The following is a 24,618-nucleotide window of genomic DNA, read 5'->3' as shown; positions in this document are numbered from 1 at the left end:
TGGATTAGCAAATGCAAAAATACGTTTGTACAACTTGCAATTACGTCTACGATCCAGCAGTAGGCGACCCCGACGGAGACATACCGCCCGGTACAGCCTTTGAAGATATCCCAGACGATTGGGTTTGTCCCACTTGCGGGGCGGCAAAATCCGATTTTGAACCAGAATAAGCGAGAAAAAATTTGTCCGATCGAATCCTCAAAATTACAGTCATAGGTGGCGGTGCAGCGGGTTTTTTTAGTGCAATTACCTGTGCTAAAACCTACCCGCAAGCCCGCGTCACTTTACTAGAAGCGGGCCGCCAACTTCTGGCAAAAGTTCGCATCTCTGGCGGCGGACGCTGCAACGTCACTCATGCTTGTTTTGACCCCGGTGTTTTAGTGCAGAATTACCCCAGAGGAGGGAAAGCTCTGCGCGGTGCTTTTACTCGATTTCAACCCCGCGATACTGTTGATTGGTTCGCCAGTCACGGCGTGAAATTGAAAACAGAAGAAGACGGGCGAATGTTTCCAATCACAGATGATTCGGGGACAATTGTTAACTGTTTGATCCGCGCCGCTGAGGATGCAGGTGTAAAAATTCGCACGGGTGATGCAGTTGTTTCAGTAAAGAAATTAACAGCAGAAGAGGGCGGGCACGCACCATCCACCGCCCCTACGTTTGAAGTTGAGTTGAAATCTGGGGAGATATTGAAGTCCGATCGCATTCTTCTCGCTACAGGCAGCAATCCGTCGGGTTATAAGTGGGCAAAAGAGTTAGGTAATACCGTAGAAGTTCCTGTTCCTTCTCTATTTACTTTTAATATTGCTGATGGCAGAATCAAAGATTTAGCCGGAGTTTCTGTTCCTAATGCTAAGGTCAAATTGCCGGGAGCAAAATTAGAACAAAGCGGGCCTTTGCTAATTACTCACTGGGGTTTAAGCGGGCCTGCTGTACTCAAACTTTCGGCTTGGGGTGCAAGATTTTTGCACGATCGCCATTATCGAACATCTGTGCTGATTAATTGGCTTCCTCAGTACAATGGGGAGGTTTTGCGGCAGCAACTGGTAGCGGTCAAATCGCAGTTGTCGCACCGCTTGATCGTCTCTAGCTGTCCGTTTCCGATGCCGCGCCGCCTCTGGGATCGTTTGACAAGTTCGATCGGCATTGACGAGCAAAAACGCTGGGCTGACTTATCGAATAAAGCCCTAGATCGCCTCTTGCTAGAGCTCGTTCAAGGCGAATATCAGATTTCAGGAAAAGGCGCATTTAAGGAAGAATTCGTCACCTGCGGCGGTGTCAGCCTCAAAGAAGTTGATTTTAAGACAATGGAAAGCCGCCGCTGTCCCGGACTTTTCTTTGCTGGAGAAATCTTGGATATTGACGGCGTGACGGGTGGTTTTAACTTCCAAAGTGCTTGGACTACGGCGTGGTTGGCGGGAATGGCGATCGGCAAATCAGCCGATTTTTGATCGAGGTTTGAGAGTTCGATCGGGCGATCGGCTTGCCAATATTAAGTTTTGTGTTACGTTTGAATTAAGGCGCACTCAATGTGCGTCAACTTCATATTGCAGACAAAATTCGCAGTTTTGCGGAGGTAACATCGGGTGAGAGACATGAAAAACTTGAATCTACCAACCCTAAAATTAGACAACAACCTTGACAGCCATCTTGACTCACCTTTCATCGAAAAAAATGGCTTGCTGGAATTCAACCCCAAATTTATCACTCCCGAATTTTTAACAACCTGGACGTTTGAAACACAACTGTACTACGAACCAGTTGCGATCGACCACTTTGTCATCACATTTCCCAGTCGCACTCAACTCGAAGACTACGCCGCATCTTTCCGCCCTTTCGGCGCCAAAATAGTTGAAGGGCCAGACTTGTTTCCCATTAACTTTTGTACCGGAAACATCAACATTCCCTCAGATTTGTGGCTGCATTTAATGACCTTATTAATGCCAGCCGGCGGCTTAGTAGTATTGGATGCGCCCCACGCCACAGGCGACCAAAAAAACCGCTTCCAACAAGAAAGGGGATTGACAGCAGTTCACCACGTCGCGATTCGAGTCGAAAACGTGCAGAATGCTGCTACAATATGGCAAAACAAAAACTTTCTACCGCTGTCCGATCGACCTTTAAACTACGGCTCATTAACCCAGTGGTTTCTGCAAAATCCCGCCGGACAAATCATCGAATTAATCGAACGGCACCCGGGAAACAACGCCACTTTCGACTGCAAAAATATAGCAGGCCTGCGCCTCAGCGAATATGAAACAATGACTAATGACTAATGACTACTGACTACTGACTAATTACCAGTTACCAGTTACCAAACAGCTATGATTGCAGTAAAAGTTCCCAAAGTTACTTTTCAACCCCCAATATTCAACTCAATAGAAGAAGAACGTCGCCACCGCAAACAGCGTTTAGCCGCCGCACTCCGATTATTTGCCCGCTTCGGATTTAGCGAAGGAATTGCCGGACACATCACCGTCCGCGACCCCGAACACCTCGATCACTTTTGGGTAAATTCCTTTGGAATGCACTTTAGTTTAATTCGAGTCAGCGACCTAATTTTAGTCAACCACAAAGGCGAAGTTGTTGAGGGAAATAAACCCGTAAACGAAGCAGCATTTGCCATTCATTCCCAAGTACACAGCGCCCGCCCCGACGTAATTGCAGCAGCCCACGCCCATTCTCCCTACGGCAAAAGTTGGTCTAGTTTGGGCCGCCTGCTTGACCCGCTGACTCAGGATGCTTGTTCTTTTTATGAAGACCAAGCTTTATTTGACGATTACACCGGAGTTGTTTTGGAAATCGAAGAAGCTAAACGCATCGCCAAAACGTTAGGTGACAAAAAAGCAATTATTTTACAAAATCACGGACTATTAACAGTAGGTCAAACAGTAGATGAAGCGGCTTGGTGGTTTATTGCGATGGAACGTTCTTGTCAAGCGCAGTTAATGGCCGAAGCAGCGGGAAAACCCATTCTCATCAAACCGGAATGCGCGCGTTTAACGCAGCAGCAAGTAGGCTCGCACCGCATGGGATGGTTTAGCTTTCAACCGCTGTATGACATGATTGTGCACCGGGAACCCGACCTATTAGATTAACACATGATATCCGTAGAGAAACGGCACTGCCGTGTCCTAATATCCGCAGGGAAACGGCACTACCGTGTCTTTTTTGCCGGACATAATTAGAAATTTACGCTGACACCGATTCAAGCCAAGCAATCAAATCCTGTTGACTGGTAAAATCTAGCAAAATTTCACCTAAATCATCCAATTGTTCGGGAGATAGCTGCTGGATGCGAGTTTGAATTTCCGGCGAAATCTCACCAGTACGTCGCGCGATTTGACGCAAAATCAATGCTATTTGCCCCTCAATCCGACCTTCTTTGACACCTTTAATCACAGCACCGCGTTGGTCTTCAAAGAACATTTCCCGCTTTTCTAAGGCTCCTAATTCCTCAAGATTTAAACTAGACCTATTAGCAATGTTAAAAGCTGTTTGAATTTCTGGTACAGATGCAAATTTTTCTGGTATTTCCTCCAGATCGGGAGCGTTTTTGATAAAATAAGCCCAACTTTGAATCAAACCTTCAACTTCTTCTAATCTTTTGTTGAATTTGGGAAGCTCCAGAAAAACTAACTCTATTTCTCTGTAATACTCGATGTTTTCTTCGACTTCTTTAAACACAAAATGGGTGAGAAATTTCTCGGTATTTTCAAATAAAACAAAATCTGTAATTGTTAAAGCAATCAGAGGATTTAATTTTGAGTAGCCTTCTCTCGGTTTGAGTTGAGTTGCGTAGGTTTTGGCTGCATTATAGATGACGCGCTTCGTAAAAGCTTCTACATTAATTACCTGCATTTCGATAATTACAGTTTTGTTGCCTGTAATTTTGGCTTTGACATCCAGGTAAGTGTCTTTTAAACCAGTAATGGCTGGTGCGGCGTAGGGATCGATGATTTCTAAGTCTTGAATTGTCGGCTCTGCGTTGTAGAGCATGGCATTCAGGAAGCTAATCAAAACTTCTTTGTGCTGGGGCGAGGCAAAGATTTTTTTGAAGCCAAAATCTGTCTTGGGATTGATGAATATCATAATTGGTAACGGGTAAAGGGTAATTGGTAAACGGTGTTTAATTGGGAAATTTTAATCATAACAGTCCTTCCATTTCTAAGTCTTCAATTATCTGCAAGCCTCGCGGATCGCCGACTCGTAATAGGGAAGATTTAGCATCTTCGCGCACGCCCATATCTGGATCTTCTTCTAATGATTCAATCAGAGCGTCGATCGCCCCAGCGTACACTACATTATTCGGCAATTCGCGCGCCAGTTGCCCGATCGCCCAAGCGGAGTTACTGCGGACAGCAGATACAGCATCTCCCCGCAGCGATTCAATCAACGGCGGAATCGCTGCAATCACCACATAGTAACCAACTTTTGCCATTTGACCCAGAGAACTCGCCGCCCACAAACGCACCGCCGAAATATCAGTTCTCAGAGCATCAATTAAGGGCGCTAAAGCGCGGTGATCCGTGCAATTTCCCAGGGCCCAAACTACCCCTTTGCGAACGTAACCGTTCCAATCGCGGTTGAGCTGAAGAATCAGCGGTTCCACAGCATCGGGACTCGGATTTCGCCCCAACGCATAAGCCGCACTCACCCGCACCAAGGGGCAACCGTCTCTCAACAAATTAATTAAATGCGAAATCGCGCGATCGTCCTGCAATTCGCAAAAAGCCCGCGCCGCCATCATCCGGTGCTGAGGTTCCGGCGATTCCAGCAAAGGCAGCATTTCCTGGGGATCTGGTAGCGGGGGCTCGGATTCGTCAAATTGATCCAAAGGGCTTTCCAGTTCCGTATCAAGATCTAGGGCGTTGGGGTAGTCGTTATTGTTCATAAAAAAACTTTACCGCACAGAGGATGCTACGGGCGCAACTCAGTCAGCGGTCAATATAAATTAGCATTCCGGGCAATAAAAGGATTCCGATTCAAGACTCTTCGTCCTCCTATTGTTCGCAGTCAGGACGAAGACTCCTCATAATGTGGATGAATCCGAACTAAAGTCCTGACTGCAAACAAATACCTCTGGTTTTTCAAAGAGATTTGATCATCCACACAGAATGACTCTCATAGCCTAATTTTTGATAGAGATTCATCGCAGGCTGATTGCTCAAAAAAACTTGCAAACCAATTTGCCGATCGCCCCTGGAACGCGCCCAATTTTCCGCATGAATAACTAAACCTGCACCGAGTCCCTGACGGCGGTGTTCCGGTGCTATGTAGAGCAGAAAAATGTGACCGTGGCGTTCTCCGGTGGTTTGGTCGATCGCATTTCCCAACCACAAACATCCCACAACCGATTTGGGATTTAGAGATCCCGAAGGCAGGGCGGACAAACTTTCTGCCTCCAAGGGGTTGTTTTTCTGGCACTCTACCCACCAAAGCGGCGTCTGTTTAGAAAAATACTGCTCGACAGTTTGAGCCAAATGTCCCAATTCCCGATCGGGGTAAAGCTCTCGGTAAGTATGGTGCAGGAACTTTAGTAGTTTTGCGCGATCGAGTCCAGAACCCGATCGCAGCCAGTAGCCCGGTATCAGCCCAAGCGACATCAGCGGATACGGATACGGAGAGGGGAATAATTTAGCCCCAAGAAAATCGGATTCACTCCTGCGGCTTGCTTTTGGGGGATCGCTTCCTCAATCGGTGCTGGGGCCGCCATGTCAGCCGGCAAAAAGATGCGAGCGCTGACTGCTACCAGAGCCGCAAAAAATACTAATATCGCTATAAATGGAGCAATGTATTGACGAATGATAGCCATAACCGCAAAAAAATGATTCTTGAGTTGATCTTATCAAGTGTACCATACAAATCTTGTCCGTTATAATGGCGGCCATTGGACAACTAGCTCACAATCTCGCTTTCGCAAATACCAACAAACAAAAAATATAATATTATGAGTGCCTCGCCTGCTGTTTATGAAACTCTCGCTAAGTCAATTGTTTTTTTGAATCAAAAGCCGAACGCGCAAAATCAAGTTTCGCGTTTCCTGGATACTAACGGCTACTACATCGATCGCGTATTCGACGACAAAGAAACAGGCTTTTACGCGATCGGCTTCGGTTCCTCCGACCCCAAAAAAGCGCCAGTCCTCGTATTTCGAGGTACAGACTTCATCGACGGCGACGCGATGTTTTCCGCCTCCCGCGACATTGGCTTGCCCGAATTTGAAAGCAACAAAGATAATCTCAAAAATTGGCTCACACAAATCGGTCAAGATCCTGCTAAAAACCCCAGCAAATTATTGCCCGATGTCGTCGGTCACAGTTGGGGCGGAGCGATCGCTCAAATCGTAGCCAGCGAATACACATCTATAACCGGCGATATCTTTACTTTCAACTCTCCCGGAGTCTCAGCGACTATCGCCAACAATTTTCGGAGAAACCTCAGCAGAGCCGGCAACAAAAATGTCAGTCACTACATTGTCAGCGGAGATATTGTCAGCTTGTTTGGCGAAGCATTTATACAGGGAAAAGTATTTTTCCAAAGTTTTATCGACCCCAGCATAAACCCCTTAACTGTTTTAGCAAAACATCGAACCGAAAATTTGTTAACTGCTCCACCCGCCGATTTTGTACAGAGGCAAATTTCCCTCGAAGACTTAAACAGTCCCGGCTTTACTTATAGCAACAACGACTCAGATTTTAACGAATTTATCGCTGCACTAAATCTTCCCCTACCCAACGTGTCAGTGGCAATTAGAAGCCGAGCGGGTGCAGAGAGCTTGAGAACAGCCCCCGAATTTTCTTTTGTGGACTTAATCAGACAAATGCAATTCGGTTTAGCTCCCCTCCAACCGAATTATTTATTAGGCGACGCTCGCAATAATACTGCGACCGGCGGCCCTGGAGAGGATACCATTATCGGCAACGGCGGTAACGATACTCTCCGAGGAAATCGAGGTAATGACAGCATCAGCGGCGGCGCTGGCGACGATTTCTTGTACGGCGGCAGAGATAACGATTATTTGGAGGGCGGCGAGGGAAACGATTTGATTTCCGGCGAGTTTGGCAACGATTATTTAATTGGCGGCGCAGGGCGCGATCGCTTTGTATTGGAATCCGGCGGCGGAGCAGATGTGATTGCCGATTTTACAAAAGGTGAAGATTTAATTGCACTGTCGCGGGGTCTAACTTTTGCTCAAATTAGAGTCAGCCAAGGTGCTGGCGGAGCTTTAATTACTATCCCGGTTACTGGCGAAATTCTTGCTACTCTCACAGGCGTGACGACGAGCGATATTACGCGGCAGGATTTTGTGCAGCTTTAAGTGCAAAAAAGTTTGTAGTTTGGTTAGCGCTAAAACTCGGCGGGTTTTGTACTAAGGATCGCAAATTAAATAATTTACACAAGTTTGTGGGATGGGCGTCCCGCCCGTCCATAAAGAACGGGCGGGACGCCCATCCCACAAGAATCATCAAATTTTAAGTTATTTAATTCTCATTCCTAAGAGTTTTTTTTTCACAAACATTGTTGGCTAAACCCGCCCGTACAAAGCAGAATCATTGATGATTTTACACAAGGAAATAAGAAAAATAAATATTGTTAATAAACGCAGCTTACTGTAAAATGAGGTAACTAGCTTAAAAAGCAATTCCCAGTTAAACAACAGGAAAAATCAAAAATATGCCGTCCTCCCCCGCCGCTTACGAAACTATCGCCAAGCAACTTGTTTACCTAGATAACAATCCCCAGTCTCAAACATTAGTTCAAACTGGCTTGACGGCTGCTGGCTACCAAATAGATCGCACTTTTGACGATCCGATAACTGGCTTTCACGCGATCGGCTTAATTTCCACCACCCCAGACAAACCCCCCGTTTTAGTATTTCGCGGCACCGACTCGCTTGTAGACGATGCTGCCAACTCAGACAAGCGCGGCGTCGGTTTCAACCAATTTGAAGCCAACAAACAAGCCTTAGGAAATTGGCTGACACAAATCAGTCAAGATACCACAAAAAACCCCCGACGCTTGCCACCAGACCTGCTCGGGCACAGCTTGGGCGGTGCTTTAACGCAGCTAGCAGCCACCGAATTCACATCTACAGTCGGAGATATTGTCACCTTCAATTCTCCCGGAATCGCTCAGAGTAGCGTCAATACATTTAAGCAAAAAGCCGGCGCCGGCAAAAATGTAACTCACTACGTAGTTAGCGGCGATTTTGTCAGCTTGGGAGGAGAAGCTTTCATCCCGGGGAAAGTAGTTTTAGAAACATATACAAGCCCAATTATCAACCCGCTACTTGTCTTGGACAAGCACACACAAACTGGTTTATTAAGCTCTCCTCCTCCTGGCTTGACTAAAACAGATATCTCTGTAGACCAGTTGAACCGCCCGGATTTCACTTTCACAGATTCCGATTATTTAGAGCTGTTAGCCGGCTTAGAGTACGCACTGCCACCCCTGGGAACATCGCTGCGATCGCGCAGCAGTTTAGAGCAATCCAGAACCGCTCCGGGAGGCTCCTTTATCGGAAACGTTGTGGCAATCAAAACTGCTCTCGATCCGTCGAAATCTAATAAATTAGTAGGCGACGATGGCAACAATACAGCATCAGGTTTAGCAGGAGACGATATTATCATTGGCAATGGCGGAAACGACACTCTCAGCGGCAACGGTGGCATGGATAATATCAGCGGTGGCCTTGGCAACGACCTGCTATACGGTGGCAAAGGAGACGACGTTTTGAACGGTGGAGAAGGAGACGATACGCTAATTGGAGGATTGGGTGCAGACCTCTTAATTAGCGGCGCAGGACGCGACGTATTAGTGTTAGGAATCGGCGCGGGGCCAGACACAATTTTAGACTTTCAACAGGGTCAAGATTTAATCGGTTTAAGTAAAGGTTTGACCTTCAACCAACTGACAATCGCTCAAGGCGATATTTCAACAACCATCGAACTTGCAAGTAACGGTCAAGCTCTTGCCAATATTCCCGGCCTCCGCAGAAGTCCGCTGACAGCTAGCGATTTTATTGCGATTTAGTTAGCAGTTACCAATACAGATATTCGGTAGGGACACAACAATGTTGTGTCCTGATTTCTGAGGTATGCTCGTTCGACCTGCAATCTGCTGTATATTAATCGAAATCGTCGAGTCCTGGCCTGGGCATGGATGCTAATTTTTTCTCGTCTTCTAGCGGCAGAAAGAAAATGGTTAGCATACCGGGAATCACAGCCAGTGAACTAAACAAGAAATAATTTTGATAGCCCAGTCCTGCCTGTAAGTAGCCGCTAAAAACCCCAGGAATCAGCACTCCTGCGGCCATAAAAGCCGTTGTAATCGCGTAGTGTGATGCTTCGTATTCAGGCCTGACAGTCCGCATTAAGAACACTGTATAGGCAGCTACGCCAAGTCCGTAGGTGAATTGCTCGATCGAATTTACAGCATAGGCCCATTCAATCCCCGGTTGATTTATTGCCAACAGCCAATACAGCACGTTAGTCGAATTTTGGAGAATTGCCGTCGGCCACATCCATTTTTTCAATCCTTGTTTGGCAATCAAATAGCCGCCCAGCAACCCTCCGATTAACAGAAAAATTACCCCGACAGTACCCGATAGCAAACCCATTTCCGACGTAGAAACAGCTAACCCTCCTTTCTCAACTTTATCCATTAAAAATGGAGGAGCCATTTTGAATGTCAAGGCATCGCCCAACCGAAAAATTAAGACATAAGTCACAATCCAACCAATTTTATCTTGCTGGAAATAAGTCTTAAATGCCTCGATAAAGCTCGTTGTCTGCTGGGGTGCGCCGTCGGCGACAGCATAATTTTTAGGATAGGGAAGATACCAGCGCTGGAACAGATAAATCAGCACAAATATAATGGCACAAATGCCAAATGCTGTCGCCCATCCATATTTAAGTGCAGACACGCTAAAAGACGAGCCCAAAAATGACAACTGAATATCCTGGTATACTTTCGTATCGCCCGCAGTTCCTGTTACTAAATGCTGTTCTGCCAGTTTCCCGGCTAAGAACACCAATACACCGCTTCCGGCAATAACTGCACCCCTGTAGGCGGTGTTGCGAACGCCGACAAATAGCGCTTGTTTGTCTTTATTCAGAGTGTTTAAATAAAATCCATCAATGGCGATGTCGTGAGTAGCGGACACAAAGGCGATCGCCGTAAAGAGCACCAGTGATATGATAACCGGTTGTGGCGTCAATACACCAAAAGTCAGCAACACAAACAGAAAAATAGAAATAATTTCCGTCGTTAAAATCCACTTGCGTTTAGTGGAATACATATCAACGACGGGCCCCCACAAACCTTTTAATACCCACGGAAAAGACAAAAGACTTGTCAATCCGATCATCTCGTTGCTGGTTCCCATACCTTTCAAAAAAATCACCGACATTAAATTAACGACGGTGTACGGGAGACCCTGAGCAAAGTACAATACTGAGACCCACAATCCATCGATTTGTTTTTTTTCCATTGCAGACATATTTGGGCTAACTACTGATCTGATTTACTGATCTGGTTTACTGAGTGCGATCGACAATTCCGGTCAATTAAACCGCTGACATCACAGTATATGTTATTCTGAGGCGAGCGGCAGCCATACAAACAGTGTATTTTAGCATCATTCTGACTCACAAATATTTTCATTTTTTCAATAAACCTGCAACAGATGTTGTCCGTTAAAATGAACGAAGTCAGCGCGGACATTCTTATCCCAGTCAGAAGTGCCGTAAGTTCGCAAAAGTATGTTGACTTTCCATATAGTTCTCTCAAGAGGTAGTTAACGATGACAAAAACTCAAACAAAGCATTTTCCGCGTAGCCTTGACTTGTTTTGTGGCATTGGAGGGTTAACTCTGGGTTTTAAACGTGCTGGCATTCAAGCAATCGGCGGCATAGATTACTGTCAAAACGCCAAACAAACTTTTGAACGCAACCTATCTCCACTTCCCTGTTTGCTATCTGACTTAACACAGACAACCGTTTCCGAGATAGAGGAGTTCTTTGAAATTTCGGTAGCAGAAATCGACATTATTACTGGGGGAGTACCATGCCAAGGATTTAGCACCGTTGGCAAGCGAGAAAGCGCAGATCCTCGCAATTCTTTATGGCGTAATTTTCGCGATTTGGTGGCTGAAATTCGTCCTGCTTATGTGATTATCGAGAATGTTGAAGGAATGCTGGTAATGCAGGGAGGCAAGGTGCGTGATTCAGTCATTGCTAGCTTTGCTGATATCGGCTATCACATGAAATGTCGCATTTTAAAAGCGGCTGATTACGGCGTACCACAACTGCGAAAACGTGCTTTTTTTATAGGTTGGCTTGATGGATTGTTGCCGCCTGAGTTTCCACTGCCAAGTTCTCACTATTATGTGAATGTAGCTGATGCAATTTCAGATTTGCCGCCATTAAATGCTGGAGAAATATGTAAAATTTACCAGATTACGCCGCAAACTGACTATCAAATAGCTAGGCGGAAAACCGCCAATATACTGTTACATCACGAGGCGGCAAATCATTCACAAAATTTAATTGAAATTCTGAAGTATATCCCAGATGGTGGCAACAGAAAGTCAATTCCAGATCGCCTTCAACCAGCCAGCGGTTTTCACAATAGCTATGCTCGACTAGCTAGTGATAAACCAGCTATTGCTGTAACATCTAACATGAGAAAACCTTCGTCTGCACGAGCCACTCATCCCAGCCAGCATCGGGGATTGACTGTCCGTGAAGGATTGAGGCTGCAATCTTTTGACGATGATTTTGAGGTTATTGGTTCGAGAACATCACAGTATCTTCAAGTCGGAAATGCCGTACCGCCACTACTCGGATTTGCGGTAGGAAAGGAAGTTGTCAAGGCTTATCAAAGCCATTCAGATGATGAAATTGTTAGAGCCAGATCGCAAAAAGTAAAGCAACTAAATTCAGAGTTAAATTTTCCGATTCAGCTTGCTCTTGAAATCACAGTTTAACTTTGAAAATAAGTAAGAGAGTTGTGTTGGGGATCTCGATCGCCAATAAATGCCAGCAGCCTGCCAACAGCACTAGGATTCTGTTCAACGTGAGCAAGATAGTGAAGCATTTCATGCACGGCTGCATCCTGCTTTTGCCAATCCCAGATCTTCACGGATTTAATGATCTCGTCTTGTGCGAAGGAAATGATACCGCTGTCGCTAAGTACAGAACTCGCTTCCCCATCTATGGAGAGTACAAAAGCCACACCAAGGATTTGATTGCCTGTTACTTGTTTCTGGAAACTTCCCAATTGTTGCTTGAGGTTCTTCAGGGAAATGTGGCAGTCTTTTACTTCTATTGATATTTCTAGATCCAGACCATAATAACAGTCAATATCTCCAAAACGCCGCTGTCTGGACGAACCTGTGCGTACCTTATCAACGGCAAAGCTGAGATGAGGTCGATCGGCTTTAAAATAACCGCAAGCAATGGCTTGAAAAACTAAACCTCCATTCTCATCTGGAGCGCTGCGCGGGTAATTGTTTACTATCTCGGAAAATAAACGAACTCGTAAAGAGTCTCTAGTAACAAATATGTTCTTTGGCAATCGTTCAAGACCAAAATCAATAAGTTGTTGGCAGAGTTGAAATCGTCCAGACTCGGACAGACGAAAACAGAGAATCAGTAGGTCTTGAAACTTTTGCCATTGACCTGTATTGTAAACATAAGCACTGGGATATTTAGAACGATTTAGAGTGTGAAAAAATTGAACAAGTGATTCTTCTATACGTCGGATACCTACTTGAGTAGATTGACCAAATTTTAAACTTAGTGTATTTGCCTGTTGTTCTCCCCGTTCAGTGACAACTTGATAACGTTGGAATAATTGTTCAATTGTCAGATGCTCTCTTAATCTTTTGGCAGAGTCATCAACATTAGATAGACGCTGTGCGACGATCGCAAAATCAAGGGCAAGACCGAGGATATACTTCATCCGGGTAAACCTGCTACCTACGTATTCCAATACTTGTTGGATGATTGTCTGTTCGCTATTTGTCAGTTCGTCAGGCTCAAAGTCAGTTCCAAAGTGTGGCGATATCAGTTCTTGGATTGCTTCAATCTCAGTATCAGTGCGTTCGTACATTTAAAAATTTGGGAGATTGTATAGAAAATACCAGAGTTCAGTATAAGCGATCGCTATTCCAGAACACAGTTTCACGCCATCAGTTTTTTTAACTCAAAGATGTGCCAAAATGTCAAGCGGACGCTCAAACCAAAAGTCCGTAAAGGACAGTTAAACGCTCTCTCACACATTCCTCATGCGAAAGACCAAAACCTTCTTTTTGTCAAGCCTGTTCCTGATCGGCTTAACAATCAGTTTTCTGCTGACTCCCGGTTGGTTATCAAACTTTTTCCCTTCACGGGCTAACGCCCTTATGCCACAAACCCAAACTAGCGAATTTCGCGCCTTCTGGGTGGACGCATTCAACCCAGGTTTCAAAACCCCTCAAGAAGTCACAAAGTTGATTGCAGACGCACAGAAAGCCAATGCCAACGCGATCGTCGCCCAAGTCCGCCGCCGCGGCGATGCTTTTTACACGAGTGCGATCGAACCCCGCACCACCGATCCGAATGTTCCAGCAGGTTTCGATCCCCTCCAAGATTTGATTGACAAAGCCCACGCCGCAGGTATAGAAGTACACGCCTGGATGGTGACGCTACCAGTAGTTTCCGGTGGCAAACTTCCCGCCAATCACGTTTGGCAACAACACGGGCCCGATGCCCCAGGAAAGGACAATTGGGCGATGCTGACTTCGGGCGGCGAAGCAAAAGGTTTTCTTGATCCCGGCCATCCAGACGCGCTAGATTATACTGTTTCCGTCTATTTGGACTTGCTGAAGCGCTACGATGTGGACGGCGTACAGCTCGATTATGTGCGCTACGGCGGGCCTAATTGGGGCTACAATCCTACTTCGATCGCCCGTTTCAACCAGCAAAACGGTCGATCGGGCAAACCGGCAGCCAGCGATCCCCTGTGGATGCAGTGGCGGCGCGATCAGGTGACAAATTTAGTGCGGAAGCTTTATGTGGAAGCCCTGGCAATTAAACCGCGTGTTAAAATTACGGCGGCGACGATCGCCTGGGGAGACGGCCCGAAAAACGATGCAGGCTGGTATAAAACGCAGCCGTACAGAGAAGTATTGCAGGATTGGCGCGCTTGGCTGGAAGAAGGTATTATCGACATGGCGATGCCGATGACTTACCAGCGCGAGTACAAGCCTCAGCAGAAGATGGGTTACAACCACTGGATCGAGTACGCTAAAGACCACCAATATAACCGCCAAATTGCGATCGGCCCCGGCAACTATCTCAACTACATCGAAGACACCCTCGCGCAAATCCGCCGCGCTGAACAGCCTTCTGCGAAAGGAAATAACGTCGCGGGTACGGTGCTGTATTCCTACGCTAGCAGCAACGTGTACGCCAACGTCGAATGGCGATCGGGCGGCAGCGGTGATTTGCCCCGCCAGCCTTGGAAATTCGTGTCGCAGAGTAATGATTGGTTTTATACGGCGCTGTCGCAACCGAGTCAATACGTTGATGGCGCGACGGGTAAAACTATTGAAACTCAGCCTGTGTGGGCGACAGCGGTGGGGATTCCCGATATGCCTTGGAAGTCGCGGCCGACTGCTGGGGCGATCGCCGGAAATTTGCAGCGGTGCGATTCCCTACGGGATAGCTTCGCTTCACGAACTTGCGACGGTGCGAACTTGACATTGCAGGCGATCGATGCTAATAGCAAGGTGCATCAACTGCGCGCTGATGGTAAAGGATGGTTTGGCGCGATCGAGCTTTCTCCTGGAACTTATCAGTTAAAAGTTGATGGAAGTCAAGTTCAACAAACAGTTAATGTTGTCGCCGGTGAAGTCACAAAAGTGAATTTCGGAGCCTCTTAATCAGTCTGTATGGTGGGCGCTGCCCACCTTACCGCCTAAATTATCATCTTTTCTTCAACCCGCGCACCATCCGGGTTTTGTCTGTGTAGACGCGGTTTCAACCGCCGAGTATTCTCAATTCTATTCATTTTTGAATTAGATTTTTTTTAACCGCAGAGGGCGCAGAGGGCGCAGAGAAAGAGAAGAGAGAAAGATAGAGATAATTGGCTTTTTTTTAACTCTTCAGTCCGCGCAGGCGGACTTCGTTTGTGTAGACGCGGTTTCAACCGCCGATTCTTCTCTGATTCTTCTCTTCTCTTCTCTATTCCTAATCGCTTTCGAGAATGGCAGCCAACAAAGCTTGCTGAGCGTGCATCCGATTTTCTGCCTGATCCCAAACGCGCGATCGCGAACCTTCAATCACCGCATCGGTAATCTCTTCATCCCGGTGTGCCGGCAAACAGTGCAGTACAATTGCATGGCGATCGGCTAACTCTAGCAGTTTTTCATTTACCTGATAAGGCTCAAACAAAGGAATCCTGAGTTTCGCTTCTTCTTCCTGTCCCATACTCGCCCAAACATCAGTATAAATAACTTGAGCATTCTTCGCCGCCGCTGCCGCATCAGCAGTCACAATAACTTCTGTTTTTCCATTAGCAATTGCCTGAGCTTTTTCCACAATCTCAGAATTAGGTTTGAAATCTTCAGGACAAGCAATTCTGACATTCATCCCTGTCATTGCACAGCCTAACATCAGCGAATTTGCCATGTTGTTACCGTCGCCAAAATAAGCCAGCGTCACTCCTTCCAGCTTACCAAAACACTCTTTTATTGTCATCAAATCCGCCAACACTTGACATGGGTGTTCGTCATCTGTCAGCGCATTAATTACAGGAATTTTTGCATAATTGGCAAATGTTGCTAAATCCTTTTGATCGAAAGTCCGAATTGCCAAAACATCCAAATATCGGTCTAAAACCCTCGCTGTATCGACTAAAGGTTCACCTCGGCTGACTTGTGTAACGTTGGGATTGAGGTCAATTACTTGCCCTCCCAATTTATACATTGCCACCGTAAAACTCACCCGCGTTCGCGTTGAAGCTTTGGAAAATAACAAGCCGAGAACTTTATTGCGTTTCAGCTTGACCATTCCTGATTTTAAACTGGCTGCTAGATCCAGCAAATAATTTAATTCATCAATGCTTAAATCTGCCAGACTTAATAAATCTCGCCCTTTTAATGAATCCATGCTTTCCCCACACACAAAATTCTAACTGTGTCTTAAATTTTAGCCGGCAGAGGCGGGTTTTGTTTCAAGGTTTATGCGGGCAATTGCTCGATCGCGCGATCGATCAAATTGCAACCTTGCTCAACCGTTTCTACCACAGCCAACACACCCCGTAATTCCGCAGCACCGGGGAAGCCCTTAGCATACCAGGTTAAGTGCTTGCGCGCTTGACAGACACCGCTTTCACCTTTATATTCCCACAAAGCCCGCAGATGTTCCTTAGCACATTCAAGGAGTTCAATTGGTGTCGGAGGTATCTTTTCCACACCAGTTTTCAAGAAATAATCAACTTCTCCCACCATGAATGGATAACCCAAAGTTCCCCGCGAGCACATCACTCCATCAGCGCCGGTTTCTTCCAGACACCGCATCGCTGCTTCCACTGAAAAAATGTCTCCGTTACCAATCACTGGAATCGACAACACTTCCTTAACGCGACGAATCCACTCCCATTTTGCCGGGCCAGTGTAACCTTGCGATCGCGTGCGGCCGTGGATGGTAATCATTTTTGCTCCCGCATCTTCCATCCGCTTGGCAAATTCCAAAATATTGATTTCTTTGTCACTCCAACCGATGCGAGTTTTCACCGTCACAGGAACATCTACAGCTTCCACAACCGCCCGCACAATTGCCTCGGCATTTTCGGGATCTCGCAGCAGCGAAGAACCACCACCGTTTTTAGTAATCTTGTTAACTGGACAACCCATATTAATATCAACAGTATCTGCTCCTTCTGCCACAGCTTTCTGCGCCGCTTCTGCCAAGAAATGCGGCCGACAATCAAACAATTGAATGCTAATCGGGCGCTCATTTGGGTCAATTTCCATGATTCTCGGCAGTTGCTTTACGTAGTGCAAACCCGTAGCGTTCACCATTTCGGTGTACATCATCGAATCCGGGGCGTAGCGGCGCACCAGGCGGCGAAATACTAAATCGGTAACGCCGGATAAGGGCGATTGCAAGACGCGGCTTTTAACTTCAAAGTCGCCGATTTTGAGCGGAGTTGCTAATCTTTCTTTTAATTCGGGAGATAGGGTAAGCATAGTCGATCGCACTTTAAATTCTAATATCTGTATATTCCAATACGTTTCAGTTAGCGCTGTTTATTGCCCGGAGATCCCCCTCGCATCCCCCGGATAGTCGGGGGACTTTGAAAATACTCTTGTCCCCCCCTTCTTAAGGGGGAGTAGGGGGCAAGCTAAGGGGGGATCAGTCTTAAGTGAACCGTATTGCTGTATATTATACTACAATTTCGGTAATGGAGAGTTGTTAATTGTATTTTTAGTGAATTATTGAGTGGCAGCTAAAAGTATATTTAACCAGACTGCAATGTCTATTTTACAGCGGGCGATCGCCAGAATTAGAATATTGTCAAACCAGAACCCAAAGCCCAACCCGACAACTCTTAAATCTATATGCCGCTGTTGCTTGACTTTCGATCGATCTATGGGGCGTTACCACCTATGGGCGATCTACTTACGAAAAGTGCCACCCAAGTCATATTTTTATTGTTTAATTCTGCCGCACGCAGCCTTCAGCCTTCAAGCGACTAATGCTTAAATTTATTGGGATTCTGCAAAATCCTGACATCAGATCGTTTTAAACTACAATTGTTGGATTCCCGACGATGCCGATCGAACATTATAAAAATTGTAGAGATTCCTATGGACGCCAAAGCACTCTGGCAACGTTATCAAGACTGGCTTTACTATCACGAGGGATTGGGACTTTACCTCGATATCAGCCTGATGGGATTTGATGACGCTTTCGCCGCAGCATTAAAGCCCAAGTTTGACAAAGCTTTCACAGACATGGCAGCTTTGGAAGCAGGTGCGATCGCCAATCCCGACGAAAACCGTATGGTGGGCCACTACTGGCTGCGAAACCCCGATTTAGCTCCCACTCCAGAATTAAAACAAGAAATAGTCGAAGGCATAGCACAAGTCGAAGATTTTGTCAAAAAAGTTCAAAACCGCGATATCAAGCCGCCATTTGCTCCGCAATTTACCGATATAATCTCGATCGGCATTGGCGGTTCCGCCCTGGGCCCCCAATTTGTCGCCGAAGCTTTATCCCCAGACATTCCACCCCTAGCAATTCATTTTATCGACAACACAGATCCGGCGGGGATCGATCGCATCCTCAACAAAATCAAAGACAAACTCGCCAGCACCCTAGTAATTACCATCTCCAAATCCGGCGGCACCCCCGAACCCCGCAACGGCATGATCGAAGTTCAAAAAGCCTTCGCCGCCCAAAAACTCGACTTCGCCAAACAAGCAATTGCCATCACCGGCACAGACAGCCAACTAGACAAACTAGCCAAATCACAAGGCTGGATTGCCAGCTTCCCGATGGCAGACTGGGTGGGAGGGCGCACTTCGGAACTGTCAACAGTAGGACTTTTGCCAGCAGCTTTGCAAGGCATTGACATTCGGGCGATGCTCGAAGGTGCGAAAGTTATGGACGCAGCTACCAGAATTACCGACATTAAACACAATCCTGCCGCCCTTTTAGCCATGTCATGGTATTATGCCTGCAATGGACGCGGCGAAAAAGATATGGTAGTTTTGCCGTATAAAGATTCACTGCTATTGTTCAGCCGCTACTTGCAGCAATTAGTCATGGAATCGATCGGCAAACAGGAAGATTTAGACGGCAACACAGTTCATCAAGGAATCGCAGTTTACGGCAACAAAGGTTCAACCGATCAACACGCCTACGTCCAGCAACTGCGAGACGGCGTGGCGAATTTCTTCCTCACATTTATCGAAGTATTGGAAGACAGACAAGGCAGTTCCCCAGAAGTAGAAACCGGAGTCACTTGCGGAGATTATTTATCTGGTTTGTTGCAGGGAACTCGACAAGCTTTGTACGAAAATCACCGAGATTCAATTACCGTCACGATTCCCCAAGTCAACCCTCGGACAGTAGGAGCATTAATCGCCCTCTACGAAAGAGCCGTAGGTTTTTACGGTTCCTTGGTGAATGTCAATGCCTATCACCAGCCAGGGGTGGAAGCAGGCAAAAAAGCGGCTGCTGCTGTCTTGGACTTGCAGCAACGGGTACTGCAAGTGCTCAAAGACGCCCAAACACCTCTATCTGTAGCAGAATTAGCCGAAAAAGCCGGAAGCCCAGAGCAAATTGAGACAATTTACAAAACTCTGCGGCATTTGGCAGCCAACGGGCGCGGCGTAGCTTTGCAGGGAAAATTAGCGCAGCCTGCTACTTTAACTGCAAGTTATCAAAATTAAACAGTAGAATAAAAAATTAAAAGTGAAATTACTCACTTTTAATTTTTCATGTTTAATTTTTAATGTCTCCCCATGCCCTTGACGATTCTGGTTGCTGACGACGATTTCGCGACTCGCCTGTCGATTACCGATTATTTGGAAATTATCGGATACTCTGTAATTCCTGCTGAGAACGGCAAAGAAGCTTTAGGGTTGGTACAGGAATTTCAGCCCCACCTGATTGTTACCGACATTACAATGCCCCAGATGGACGGCTACGAATTCGTGCGGCGAGTTCGGCTTCGTCCCGCTTTCCGCTTGTTACCGGTGATTTTTTTGACGGAACGCACGAGCACGGAGGAACGGGTTCGCGGCTATCAGATGGGGTGTGACAATTATCTGGCTAAGCCTTTTGAACTTCAGGAATTGGGGGCGGTAATTCGCTCTTTGCTCGATCGCTATGCTCTAATTGCTCAGGCACCGTCTCGTTCCCCGGAACCCGAACAGATGCCAGCAGAGGCACGCAGCAGAGCCAATGGCAATCCTGAAGTCGATTTTTTAACTCAAAAGTCAAAAACGGGCGATTCCCTACGGGGTAGCTCCGCCGCGCGTGCATCTCTCCACCAAAATGCTCTGACTTTGACGCAGCGAGAGCAAGAAGTGCTAGATTTGGTGACAGAAGGTCTTTCTAATGTTCAAATTGGCGATCGGCTCCACCTCAGTCCTCGAACCGTCGAAAAGCACGTCAGCAGCTTATTCAGAAAAACTGAAAGTAACAACCGTGCAGAACTCGTTCGCTTTGCGATGGAACATCATTTGGTCGGTAATTGGTAATTGGGAATTGGGAATTGGGAATTGGGAATTGGTAATTGTTAATTGTTAATTGTTAATTTTTCCTGACTGATAACGTACTCCAACAAACCTGCTTGCGCGTCTAGCAGCAAATCAATTACTCGATCGAATCCCTCCGGGCCGCCGTAGTAAGGATCTGGCACTTCTTTAAGGTCGTGTTTCTGGCAAAAATCGCACATCAGCCGTACTTTATCTTGATATTTTCCCGCAGTATCAACAGCAAGAATATTCCGATAATTGTCGCGATCCATCGCCAGAATTAAATCAAAATCTTCAAAATCTTTCCTTTGAAATTGGCGGGCTGCGCCTAACAATTCAATGTCTCGCTTCCTCGCCGCCAATGCCATCCGCCTGTCAGGGGGGCTGCCAATGTGATAGCCGCCAGTTCCGGCAGAATCGCAGGTGATGCGATCGCCCAAACCAGCTTTTTTTATTAAGTGATTCATAATATTTTCTGCTGAGGGCGATCGGCAGATGTTTCCGAGGCAGACAAACAATAATTTAGTCATTAGTTATTAGTTATTAGTTATTAGTTATTAGTTATTAGTTATTAGTTATTAGTTATTTGTTGTTTGTTGTTTCCGGTTGCATCGGAATTATTAGTAACCGGAATTAGGATACGGCAGTGCCGTGTCCCTACCCAAAATAGCATTGTAGGGACACTTACTATAGCCTTTCTTAGAAAGATGAGGTACACGAGATTCCATGAATATCGGGACTTTCAAGCCTTATTACATACCTCATGTACCTGAGAAAGGCTATATAGGGGTTTTCCAGAAAGTTTAATCAGTCAACAGTCAACAGTCAACAGTCAACAGTCAACAGTCAACAATTGACCGATCGCTAATTACTAACCGAAACCGGGGAGATTTAGTCCGCCAGTGAGTTCTTCCATTTTCTCCCGCATCGTAGCCGTAGACTTAGTGTAAGCATCCAGCATCGCCACCGTGACGAGTTCAGAAACCACATCAGCACCTTCACCGATCGCATCCGGTGAGATTTCCACCCGGCGAGGTTCTTGGTTGCCGCTGAGAAAAACCTTAACCAAGCCGCCGCCGGCAGTTCCCTCAATTTCCATTACATCCAAGTCTTCTTGGAGCTTTTTAGCTCCTTCTTGAACCTGCTGAGCTTTTTTGAAAGCTTCAGTCAGTTCTTTCATTTTACCTAGGCCGAAGCCAAATCCTTGTCCTGATTTTGTCATAACTACTTTGTGATGGTGTGTGGGCTGGCAGTGTGCCGTTTCCGTATTACTTCAATCATGCCTTAGAATGGGAAGTCTCCCAGTATTCTAACTTCTGGCTCCAACAACAGCGACCACCGCTGTTCGACTTGCTGTTGAACGTGGCGGATCACTTGAAAAATATCATTGGCCGTGGCCGACCCGCAGTTAAGAATAAAATTAGCATGGCGCTGAGCTACTTGAGCGCCGCCGATCTGATATCCCTTGAGTCCCGCTTGTTCGATCAGCCAACCTGCTGCCTTTGGGCTGGGGTTGCGGAAGACTGAGCCGCAACTAGGCAGATGGTAGGGTTGACTCGTCCGCCGCTGGCTGAAATTGTTATTAGTTTCTGCCATGACTTGCGATCGATCGAATCCCGGTTGCAACTGGAAAGTCGCTTCTGTTACCAGGCGATCGCCCCCTTGCAGCACCGAAGTCCGGTAGCGGTACTCCAACTCTTGGGGAGTCAGAATTTCCACCTTACCGCCAGGGGATAGCACGCGAGCGTTGACCAGAATATCGGCAGCACAGTCCCTGTGAGCGCCCGCATTCATCACCACAGCCCCTCCCACGGTGCCTGGGATGCCGACTGCCCATTCTAGACCTTTCCAGCCGCGTTTAGCCGCCAACCAAGCGAGGCGAGGGATTGACTCACCCGCCCCGGCTGTAACTTGACCTGTTTCTGCATTAAAATTTACCTGTTTCAGGTAGCGAGTGGCGACGACCAAACCGGACAAACCCCGATCGCTCACCAACAAATTAGAACCCGCACCCAGCAGAGTCACCGGCACGCCTTCATCCTGTGCCCAGGCAAAACTCGCTTGCAAAGCCTCCATGCTGCGGGGAGCAATATACCACTCGGCCGGGCCGCCGACTCGGAAGGAAGTCAGACCGGCCAGCGAAACTTGGGAGTCGATCTGACAGTCAGTTCCCCGCAAAGAAATAGGAGAATACACTCGCCGATTTTCCTTAACTGAGGAGTCATTCGAGATAGTCACCATCTTGAAAATCCTTAAAAATACCTACGATCGACGCGGTTGAAATTTGATTTACGTAACTTACTTAACTTATGTCGCCATTTTGAGCGAGTCGCTCTTCCAGCAGTGTCGGTACAACCTGCACCGCCCTGGCTGTCGAGCTAATCCGGGGCTCTGAGAGCTAATCCGGGCGATCGGCTTCTTGATAAAAAGCCATAACCTCTGGAATAATCTGATTTAGATTGCCAGCACCCAAAAACAGAGCCAAATCCCCCGGTTGCAGATTTTCGGTTAAAAACTTGCGTGCGGACTCTAGGGAAGGCGCAAACACAACTTTTGAGCCTTGTTTAGCAATCAAATCAGCAACCTGCTGCCCGGTAATCTCTCCTGAATTCGGTTCCCCAGCACTATAAATATCGCAAGCCACAACCAAATCTGCATCCCCAAAAGACTGAGCAAATTCTGGCAAAAACGTCAGAGTCCGGCTGTAACGGTGCGGTTGAAAAATAGCAACTACTCTTCGGGATTGAGGATTCTTTTGGCTACCTTCAATCCGCAAGCGAGCCGCAGCCAAGGTGACTAGAATTTCGCTCGGGTGGTGGGCGTAGTCGTCCACAAACAGGATGTCATTATGAAAACCCCGCACCTCAAAACGGCGGCGAGCGCCTTCAAAGCCGGCAATCGCTTTCGCAATCGCCGAAAACTCCAACCCCAACAATCGACCCACTGCTACCGCAGCTAGTGCATTGCTGAGATTGTGTTTGCCTAGCAACTTCAGCTCCATTTCCCCCAGCAGAGTTCCTCGCTCCCAAATTTGAGCCTTGGTGCTTTCAGAACCGTACTCCACACTCGAAACCGTGTAGTCAGCACCTCTCTCCGGCTGCAAGCTATAACTTACATGAGGTCTCAGGCAGTCTTTGACGATTTCGTCGTCAATGCAGCCCACCAAAGTTTGACAGTTTTGGGCAAACACTTTAAATGTGTCTATTACCTGGTCGAGGGTATCGTAATGGTCTGGATGATCCAGTTCCACATTCGTCACTATGCCTATTTTGGCTACCAGCTTGACGAGAGAACCGTCGGATTCATCAGCCTCGGCAACTAAGTAAGGGCCTTGCCCCAAACGGGCATTGCCTTCCCAAGCATTTACCTCGCCTCCTACAACGATCGTCGGATCTAGACCCGCAGCCATCAGCATGAAGCCGATTAAGCTGCTAGTAGTAGTTTTGCCGTGAGTCCCCGCTACGGCTATGCTTTCGTAATCTTGAATTAAGGCTGCCAACACATCCGATCGATGAAAAATCGGACAGCCCAAATCTAAAGCAGCTCGATATTCGGCATTTGCCGGGTGAATTGCCGTCGAACAGACTACTTGAGGCAATCCCCCAATTGCTTGAGTGCCCGAACCGTTGCCGTTCAATTTGAGAGATTCGGCTGTCGCCACGGAAGTCCCTACCGTGCCAGCGACTGCTGAGGATACGGCTTTTTCCTGCGGCCCGAGGTTAGGACTGCTACCGTTGAGGACTGTTTGAAATACTTCAAAATTGCTGGCATCTTGACGCCAAAAAATGTGAGCTCCCATTCCTTGCAAGCGCTCGGTTATGTGACTCGATTTAATGTCGGAGCCGTACACAGGCAACTTGCGTTTAGCTAGAATATAGGCAATGGCTGACATCCCAATCCCACCAATGCCGATGAAATGAAATGGTCTACCGCTGAAATCAACAGAACTCGGCATCTTCGCTCCTCACACACCACGCCACGCCAATAACACGCGATATCATATCAAGAATTGTTTTTTCAGGATACAGTTCGCTAGAGATTTTTGTATACAATTCTCTGCGCTTCCCTAAATTTCGGGATTTGTAGAGAGGTTTGTCTTGTATCCTATTTGACTTAGTACCGAGTCGATTTCCGGAATAGTCATAACTATAAAATTGCAGGTTAGAGAGGATGGGGTTTGGGGTCTGGGGCAACAGACTGATTTTGGGCGATCGCATATTCCTGTATGATTTTTTCCATCCCCTTGCTGTGCTGGGATACGTCAGCAAAGGCCCCGCGATGTTTTTACTCCAAAGAATTGGTTTAAAGCCGGAAGCCTGATCGGGAGAAATTAAAAGAAAACTATTCATTACTCC

Annotated in this window: 23 protein-coding genes; 10 read left to right on the top strand and 13 right to left on the bottom strand. The window is 46.9% G+C overall.

Going from position 1 to position 24,618, the window contains the following annotated elements:
- Positions 1 to 11 precede the first annotated feature (11 nt).
- The 4 genes from rd to QUB68_RS10960 all read left to right on the top strand — a co-directional run bounded on the left by rd (position 12) and on the right by QUB68_RS10960 (position 3,098).
- Positions 12 to 170, top strand: coding sequence for a rubredoxin (gene rd / locus QUB68_RS10975; RefSeq protein WP_332992170.1), 159 nt, complete (start codon positions 12 to 14; stop codon positions 168 to 170).
- A 12-nt stretch (positions 171 to 182) separates the two neighbouring features.
- Complete coding sequence (locus tag QUB68_RS10970) at positions 183 to 1,451, top strand: NAD(P)/FAD-dependent oxidoreductase (protein ID WP_332992167.1); 1,269 nt, start codon at positions 183 to 185, stop codon at positions 1,449 to 1,451.
- 144 nt (positions 1,452 to 1,595) lie between these two features.
- Positions 1,596 to 2,276: a hypothetical protein gene (locus tag QUB68_RS10965; RefSeq protein ID WP_332992164.1), complete on the top strand. Its 681-nt coding sequence runs from the start codon at positions 1,596 to 1,598 to the stop codon at positions 2,274 to 2,276.
- Positions 2,277 to 2,324: 48 nt separating this feature from the next.
- Complete coding sequence (locus tag QUB68_RS10960; RefSeq protein WP_332992163.1) at positions 2,325 to 3,098, top strand: class II aldolase/adducin family protein; 774 nt, start codon at positions 2,325 to 2,327, stop codon at positions 3,096 to 3,098.
- A gap of 94 nt (positions 3,099 to 3,192) precedes the next feature.
- Here QUB68_RS10960 and QUB68_RS10955 read toward each other — a convergent pair whose 3' ends face one another.
- The 4 genes from QUB68_RS10955 to QUB68_RS10940 all read right to left on the bottom strand — a co-directional run bounded on the left by QUB68_RS10955 (position 3,193) and on the right by QUB68_RS10940 (position 5,815).
- Complete coding sequence (locus tag QUB68_RS10955) at positions 3,193 to 4,092, bottom strand: Rpn family recombination-promoting nuclease/putative transposase (RefSeq protein WP_332992160.1); 900 nt, start codon at positions 4,090 to 4,092, stop codon at positions 3,193 to 3,195.
- Positions 4,093 to 4,147: 55 nt separating this feature from the next.
- The gene (locus QUB68_RS10950) at positions 4,148 to 4,894 is read right to left on the bottom strand and encodes a HEAT repeat domain-containing protein (RefSeq protein ID WP_332992157.1); all 747 of its coding nucleotides are present in this window, start codon (positions 4,892 to 4,894) and stop codon (positions 4,148 to 4,150) included.
- A 196-nt stretch (positions 4,895 to 5,090) separates the two neighbouring features.
- Entirely contained in the window at positions 5,091 to 5,606 is a 516-nt protein-coding gene (locus tag QUB68_RS10945) for a GNAT family N-acetyltransferase (protein WP_332992154.1), read from the bottom strand.
- Positions 5,606 to 5,815: a hypothetical protein gene (locus QUB68_RS10940; protein WP_332992151.1), complete on the bottom strand. Its 210-nt coding sequence runs from the start codon at positions 5,813 to 5,815 to the stop codon at positions 5,606 to 5,608. Before QUB68_RS10940 ends, QUB68_RS10945 begins: the two co-directional genes overlap by 1 nt.
- Before the next feature lie 135 nt (positions 5,816 to 5,950).
- Between QUB68_RS10940 and QUB68_RS10935 the strand changes: the two genes are divergently transcribed.
- Positions 5,951 to 7,321: a calcium-binding protein gene (locus tag QUB68_RS10935; RefSeq protein ID WP_332992148.1), complete on the top strand. Its 1,371-nt coding sequence runs from the start codon at positions 5,951 to 5,953 to the stop codon at positions 7,319 to 7,321.
- A gap of 356 nt (positions 7,322 to 7,677) precedes the next feature.
- Positions 7,678 to 9,036, top strand: a complete 1,359-nt coding sequence (locus tag QUB68_RS10930) for a calcium-binding protein (protein ID WP_332992145.1) — start codon at positions 7,678 to 7,680, stop codon at positions 9,034 to 9,036.
- A gap of 94 nt (positions 9,037 to 9,130) precedes the next feature.
- Here QUB68_RS10930 and QUB68_RS10925 read toward each other — a convergent pair whose 3' ends face one another.
- A complete protein-coding gene (locus tag QUB68_RS10925) occupies positions 9,131 to 10,495 on the bottom strand; it encodes an MFS transporter (protein WP_332992143.1) in 1,365 nt (454 codons plus the stop codon).
- Positions 10,496 to 10,807: 312 nt separating this feature from the next.
- On the opposite strand from QUB68_RS10925, the gene QUB68_RS10920 reads away from it, so the two are divergent.
- Positions 10,808 to 11,992 (top strand): DNA cytosine methyltransferase, encoded by a 1,185-nt coding sequence (locus QUB68_RS10920; RefSeq protein WP_332992140.1) that lies wholly within the window; start codon positions 10,808 to 10,810, stop codon positions 11,990 to 11,992.
- On the opposite strand, the gene QUB68_RS10915 is transcribed toward QUB68_RS10920, so the two are convergent.
- Complete coding sequence (locus tag QUB68_RS10915; RefSeq protein ID WP_332992138.1) at positions 11,989 to 12,969, bottom strand: hypothetical protein; 981 nt, start codon at positions 12,967 to 12,969, stop codon at positions 11,989 to 11,991. The two genes, QUB68_RS10920 and QUB68_RS10915, sit on opposite strands and share 4 nt — an antisense overlap.
- Before the next feature lie 442 nt (positions 12,970 to 13,411).
- Between QUB68_RS10915 and QUB68_RS10910 the strand changes: the two genes are divergently transcribed.
- Entirely contained in the window at positions 13,412 to 14,932 is a 1,521-nt protein-coding gene (locus QUB68_RS10910) for a family 10 glycosylhydrolase (RefSeq protein WP_332992135.1), read from the top strand.
- A 307-nt stretch (positions 14,933 to 15,239) separates the two neighbouring features.
- On the opposite strand, the gene argF is transcribed toward QUB68_RS10910, so the two are convergent.
- On the bottom strand, positions 15,240 to 16,160 hold the full coding sequence (argF, locus tag QUB68_RS10905; RefSeq protein WP_332992132.1) for an ornithine carbamoyltransferase: 921 nt from the start codon (positions 16,158 to 16,160) through the stop codon (positions 15,240 to 15,242).
- A 71-nt stretch (positions 16,161 to 16,231) separates the two neighbouring features.
- The gene (dusB, locus tag QUB68_RS10900; RefSeq protein ID WP_332992130.1) at positions 16,232 to 17,242 is read right to left on the bottom strand and encodes a tRNA dihydrouridine synthase DusB; all 1,011 of its coding nucleotides are present in this window, start codon (positions 17,240 to 17,242) and stop codon (positions 16,232 to 16,234) included.
- Between the two features lie 621 nt (positions 17,243 to 17,863).
- Here dusB and QUB68_RS10895 point away from each other — a divergent pair.
- Together QUB68_RS10895 and QUB68_RS10890 are read left to right on the top strand one after the other, a co-directional pair.
- Positions 17,864 to 19,453, top strand: coding sequence for a glucose-6-phosphate isomerase (locus QUB68_RS10895; protein WP_332992127.1), 1,590 nt, complete (start codon positions 17,864 to 17,866; stop codon positions 19,451 to 19,453).
- 72 nt (positions 19,454 to 19,525) lie between these two features.
- Positions 19,526 to 20,266, top strand: a complete 741-nt coding sequence (locus QUB68_RS10890) for a response regulator transcription factor (protein WP_332992126.1) — start codon at positions 19,526 to 19,528, stop codon at positions 20,264 to 20,266.
- Between the two features lie 38 nt (positions 20,267 to 20,304).
- On the opposite strand, the gene QUB68_RS10885 is transcribed toward QUB68_RS10890, so the two are convergent.
- From QUB68_RS10885 to QUB68_RS10865, 5 genes are all read right to left on the bottom strand, one after another.
- A complete protein-coding gene (locus QUB68_RS10885; protein WP_332992124.1) occupies positions 20,305 to 20,793 on the bottom strand; it encodes a low molecular weight protein-tyrosine-phosphatase in 489 nt (162 codons plus the stop codon).
- 341 nt (positions 20,794 to 21,134) lie between these two features.
- Positions 21,135 to 21,485, bottom strand: coding sequence for a YbaB/EbfC family nucleoid-associated protein (locus tag QUB68_RS10880; protein ID WP_332992122.1), 351 nt, complete (start codon positions 21,483 to 21,485; stop codon positions 21,135 to 21,137).
- Between the two features lie 62 nt (positions 21,486 to 21,547).
- Positions 21,548 to 22,504, bottom strand: coding sequence for a UDP-N-acetylmuramate dehydrogenase (murB, locus tag QUB68_RS10875; RefSeq protein ID WP_332992119.1), 957 nt, complete (start codon positions 22,502 to 22,504; stop codon positions 21,548 to 21,550).
- Positions 22,505 to 22,661: 157 nt separating this feature from the next.
- Positions 22,662 to 24,218 carry a UDP-N-acetylmuramate--L-alanine ligase gene (murC, locus tag QUB68_RS10870; protein WP_332992117.1) on the bottom strand — a complete coding sequence of 519 codons (1,557 nt, stop codon included), beginning with the start codon at positions 24,216 to 24,218 and terminating at the stop codon, positions 22,662 to 22,664.
- Positions 24,202 to 24,612: a hypothetical protein gene (locus tag QUB68_RS10865; protein WP_332992114.1), complete on the bottom strand. Its 411-nt coding sequence runs from the start codon at positions 24,610 to 24,612 to the stop codon at positions 24,202 to 24,204. The genes murC and QUB68_RS10865 overlap by 17 nt, the downstream gene beginning before the upstream one ends.
- Between the last annotated feature and the right edge of the window lie 6 nt (positions 24,613 to 24,618).

The sequence above is a fragment of the Microcoleus sp. A006_D1 genome (genome assembly GCF_036702805.1).
Lineage (GTDB): Bacteria > Cyanobacteriota > Cyanobacteriia > Cyanobacteriales > Microcoleaceae > Microcoleus.
Note: the sequence above shows the minus strand (reverse complement) of the source record. Positions and strands in the feature narration are given on the sequence as shown.

Coding starts and splice junctions, on each gene's coding strand:
- rd (WP_332992170.1), top strand. CDS start 12: ATGCAAAAATACGTTTGTACAACTTGCAATTACGTCTACGATCCAGCA.
- QUB68_RS10965 (WP_332992164.1), top strand. CDS start 1,596: ATGAAAAACTTGAATCTACCAACCCTAAAATTAGACAACAACCTTGAC.
- QUB68_RS10960 (WP_332992163.1), top strand. CDS start 2,325: ATGATTGCAGTAAAAGTTCCCAAAGTTACTTTTCAACCCCCAATATTC.
- QUB68_RS10955 (WP_332992160.1), bottom strand. CDS start 4,092: ATGATATTCATCAATCCCAAGACAGATTTTGGCTTCAAAAAAATCTTT.
- QUB68_RS10950 (WP_332992157.1), bottom strand. CDS start 4,894: ATGAACAATAACGACTACCCCAACGCCCTAGATCTTGATACGGAACTG.
- QUB68_RS10945 (WP_332992154.1), bottom strand. CDS start 5,606: ATGTCGCTTGGGCTGATACCGGGCTACTGGCTGCGATCGGGTTCTGGA.
- QUB68_RS10940 (WP_332992151.1), bottom strand. CDS start 5,815: ATGGCTATCATTCGTCAATACATTGCTCCATTTATAGCGATATTAGTA.
- QUB68_RS10935 (WP_332992148.1), top strand. CDS start 5,951: ATGAGTGCCTCGCCTGCTGTTTATGAAACTCTCGCTAAGTCAATTGTT.
- QUB68_RS10930 (WP_332992145.1), top strand. CDS start 7,678: ATGCCGTCCTCCCCCGCCGCTTACGAAACTATCGCCAAGCAACTTGTT.
- QUB68_RS10925 (WP_332992143.1), bottom strand. CDS start 10,495: ATGGAAAAAAAACAAATCGATGGATTGTGGGTCTCAGTATTGTACTTT.
- QUB68_RS10920 (WP_332992140.1), top strand. CDS start 10,808: ATGACAAAAACTCAAACAAAGCATTTTCCGCGTAGCCTTGACTTGTTT.
- QUB68_RS10915 (WP_332992138.1), bottom strand. CDS start 12,969: ATGAAGTATATCCTCGGTCTTGCCCTTGATTTTGCGATCGTCGCACAG.
- QUB68_RS10910 (WP_332992135.1), top strand. CDS start 13,412: ATGCCACAAACCCAAACTAGCGAATTTCGCGCCTTCTGGGTGGACGCA.
- argF (WP_332992132.1), bottom strand. CDS start 16,160: ATGGATTCATTAAAAGGGCGAGATTTATTAAGTCTGGCAGATTTAAGC.
- dusB (WP_332992130.1), bottom strand. CDS start 17,242: ATGCTTACCCTATCTCCCGAATTAAAAGAAAGATTAGCAACTCCGCTC.
- QUB68_RS10895 (WP_332992127.1), top strand. CDS start 17,864: ATGGACGCCAAAGCACTCTGGCAACGTTATCAAGACTGGCTTTACTAT.
- QUB68_RS10890 (WP_332992126.1), top strand. CDS start 19,526: ATGCCCTTGACGATTCTGGTTGCTGACGACGATTTCGCGACTCGCCTG.
- QUB68_RS10885 (WP_332992124.1), bottom strand. CDS start 20,793: ATGACTAAATTATTGTTTGTCTGCCTCGGAAACATCTGCCGATCGCCC.
- QUB68_RS10880 (WP_332992122.1), bottom strand. CDS start 21,485: ATGACAAAATCAGGACAAGGATTTGGCTTCGGCCTAGGTAAAATGAAA.
- murB (WP_332992119.1), bottom strand. CDS start 22,504: ATGGTGACTATCTCGAATGACTCCTCAGTTAAGGAAAATCGGCGAGTG.
- murC (WP_332992117.1), bottom strand. CDS start 24,218: ATGCCGAGTTCTGTTGATTTCAGCGGTAGACCATTTCATTTCATCGGC.
- QUB68_RS10865 (WP_332992114.1), bottom strand. CDS start 24,612: ATGAATAGTTTTCTTTTAATTTCTCCCGATCAGGCTTCCGGCTTTAAA.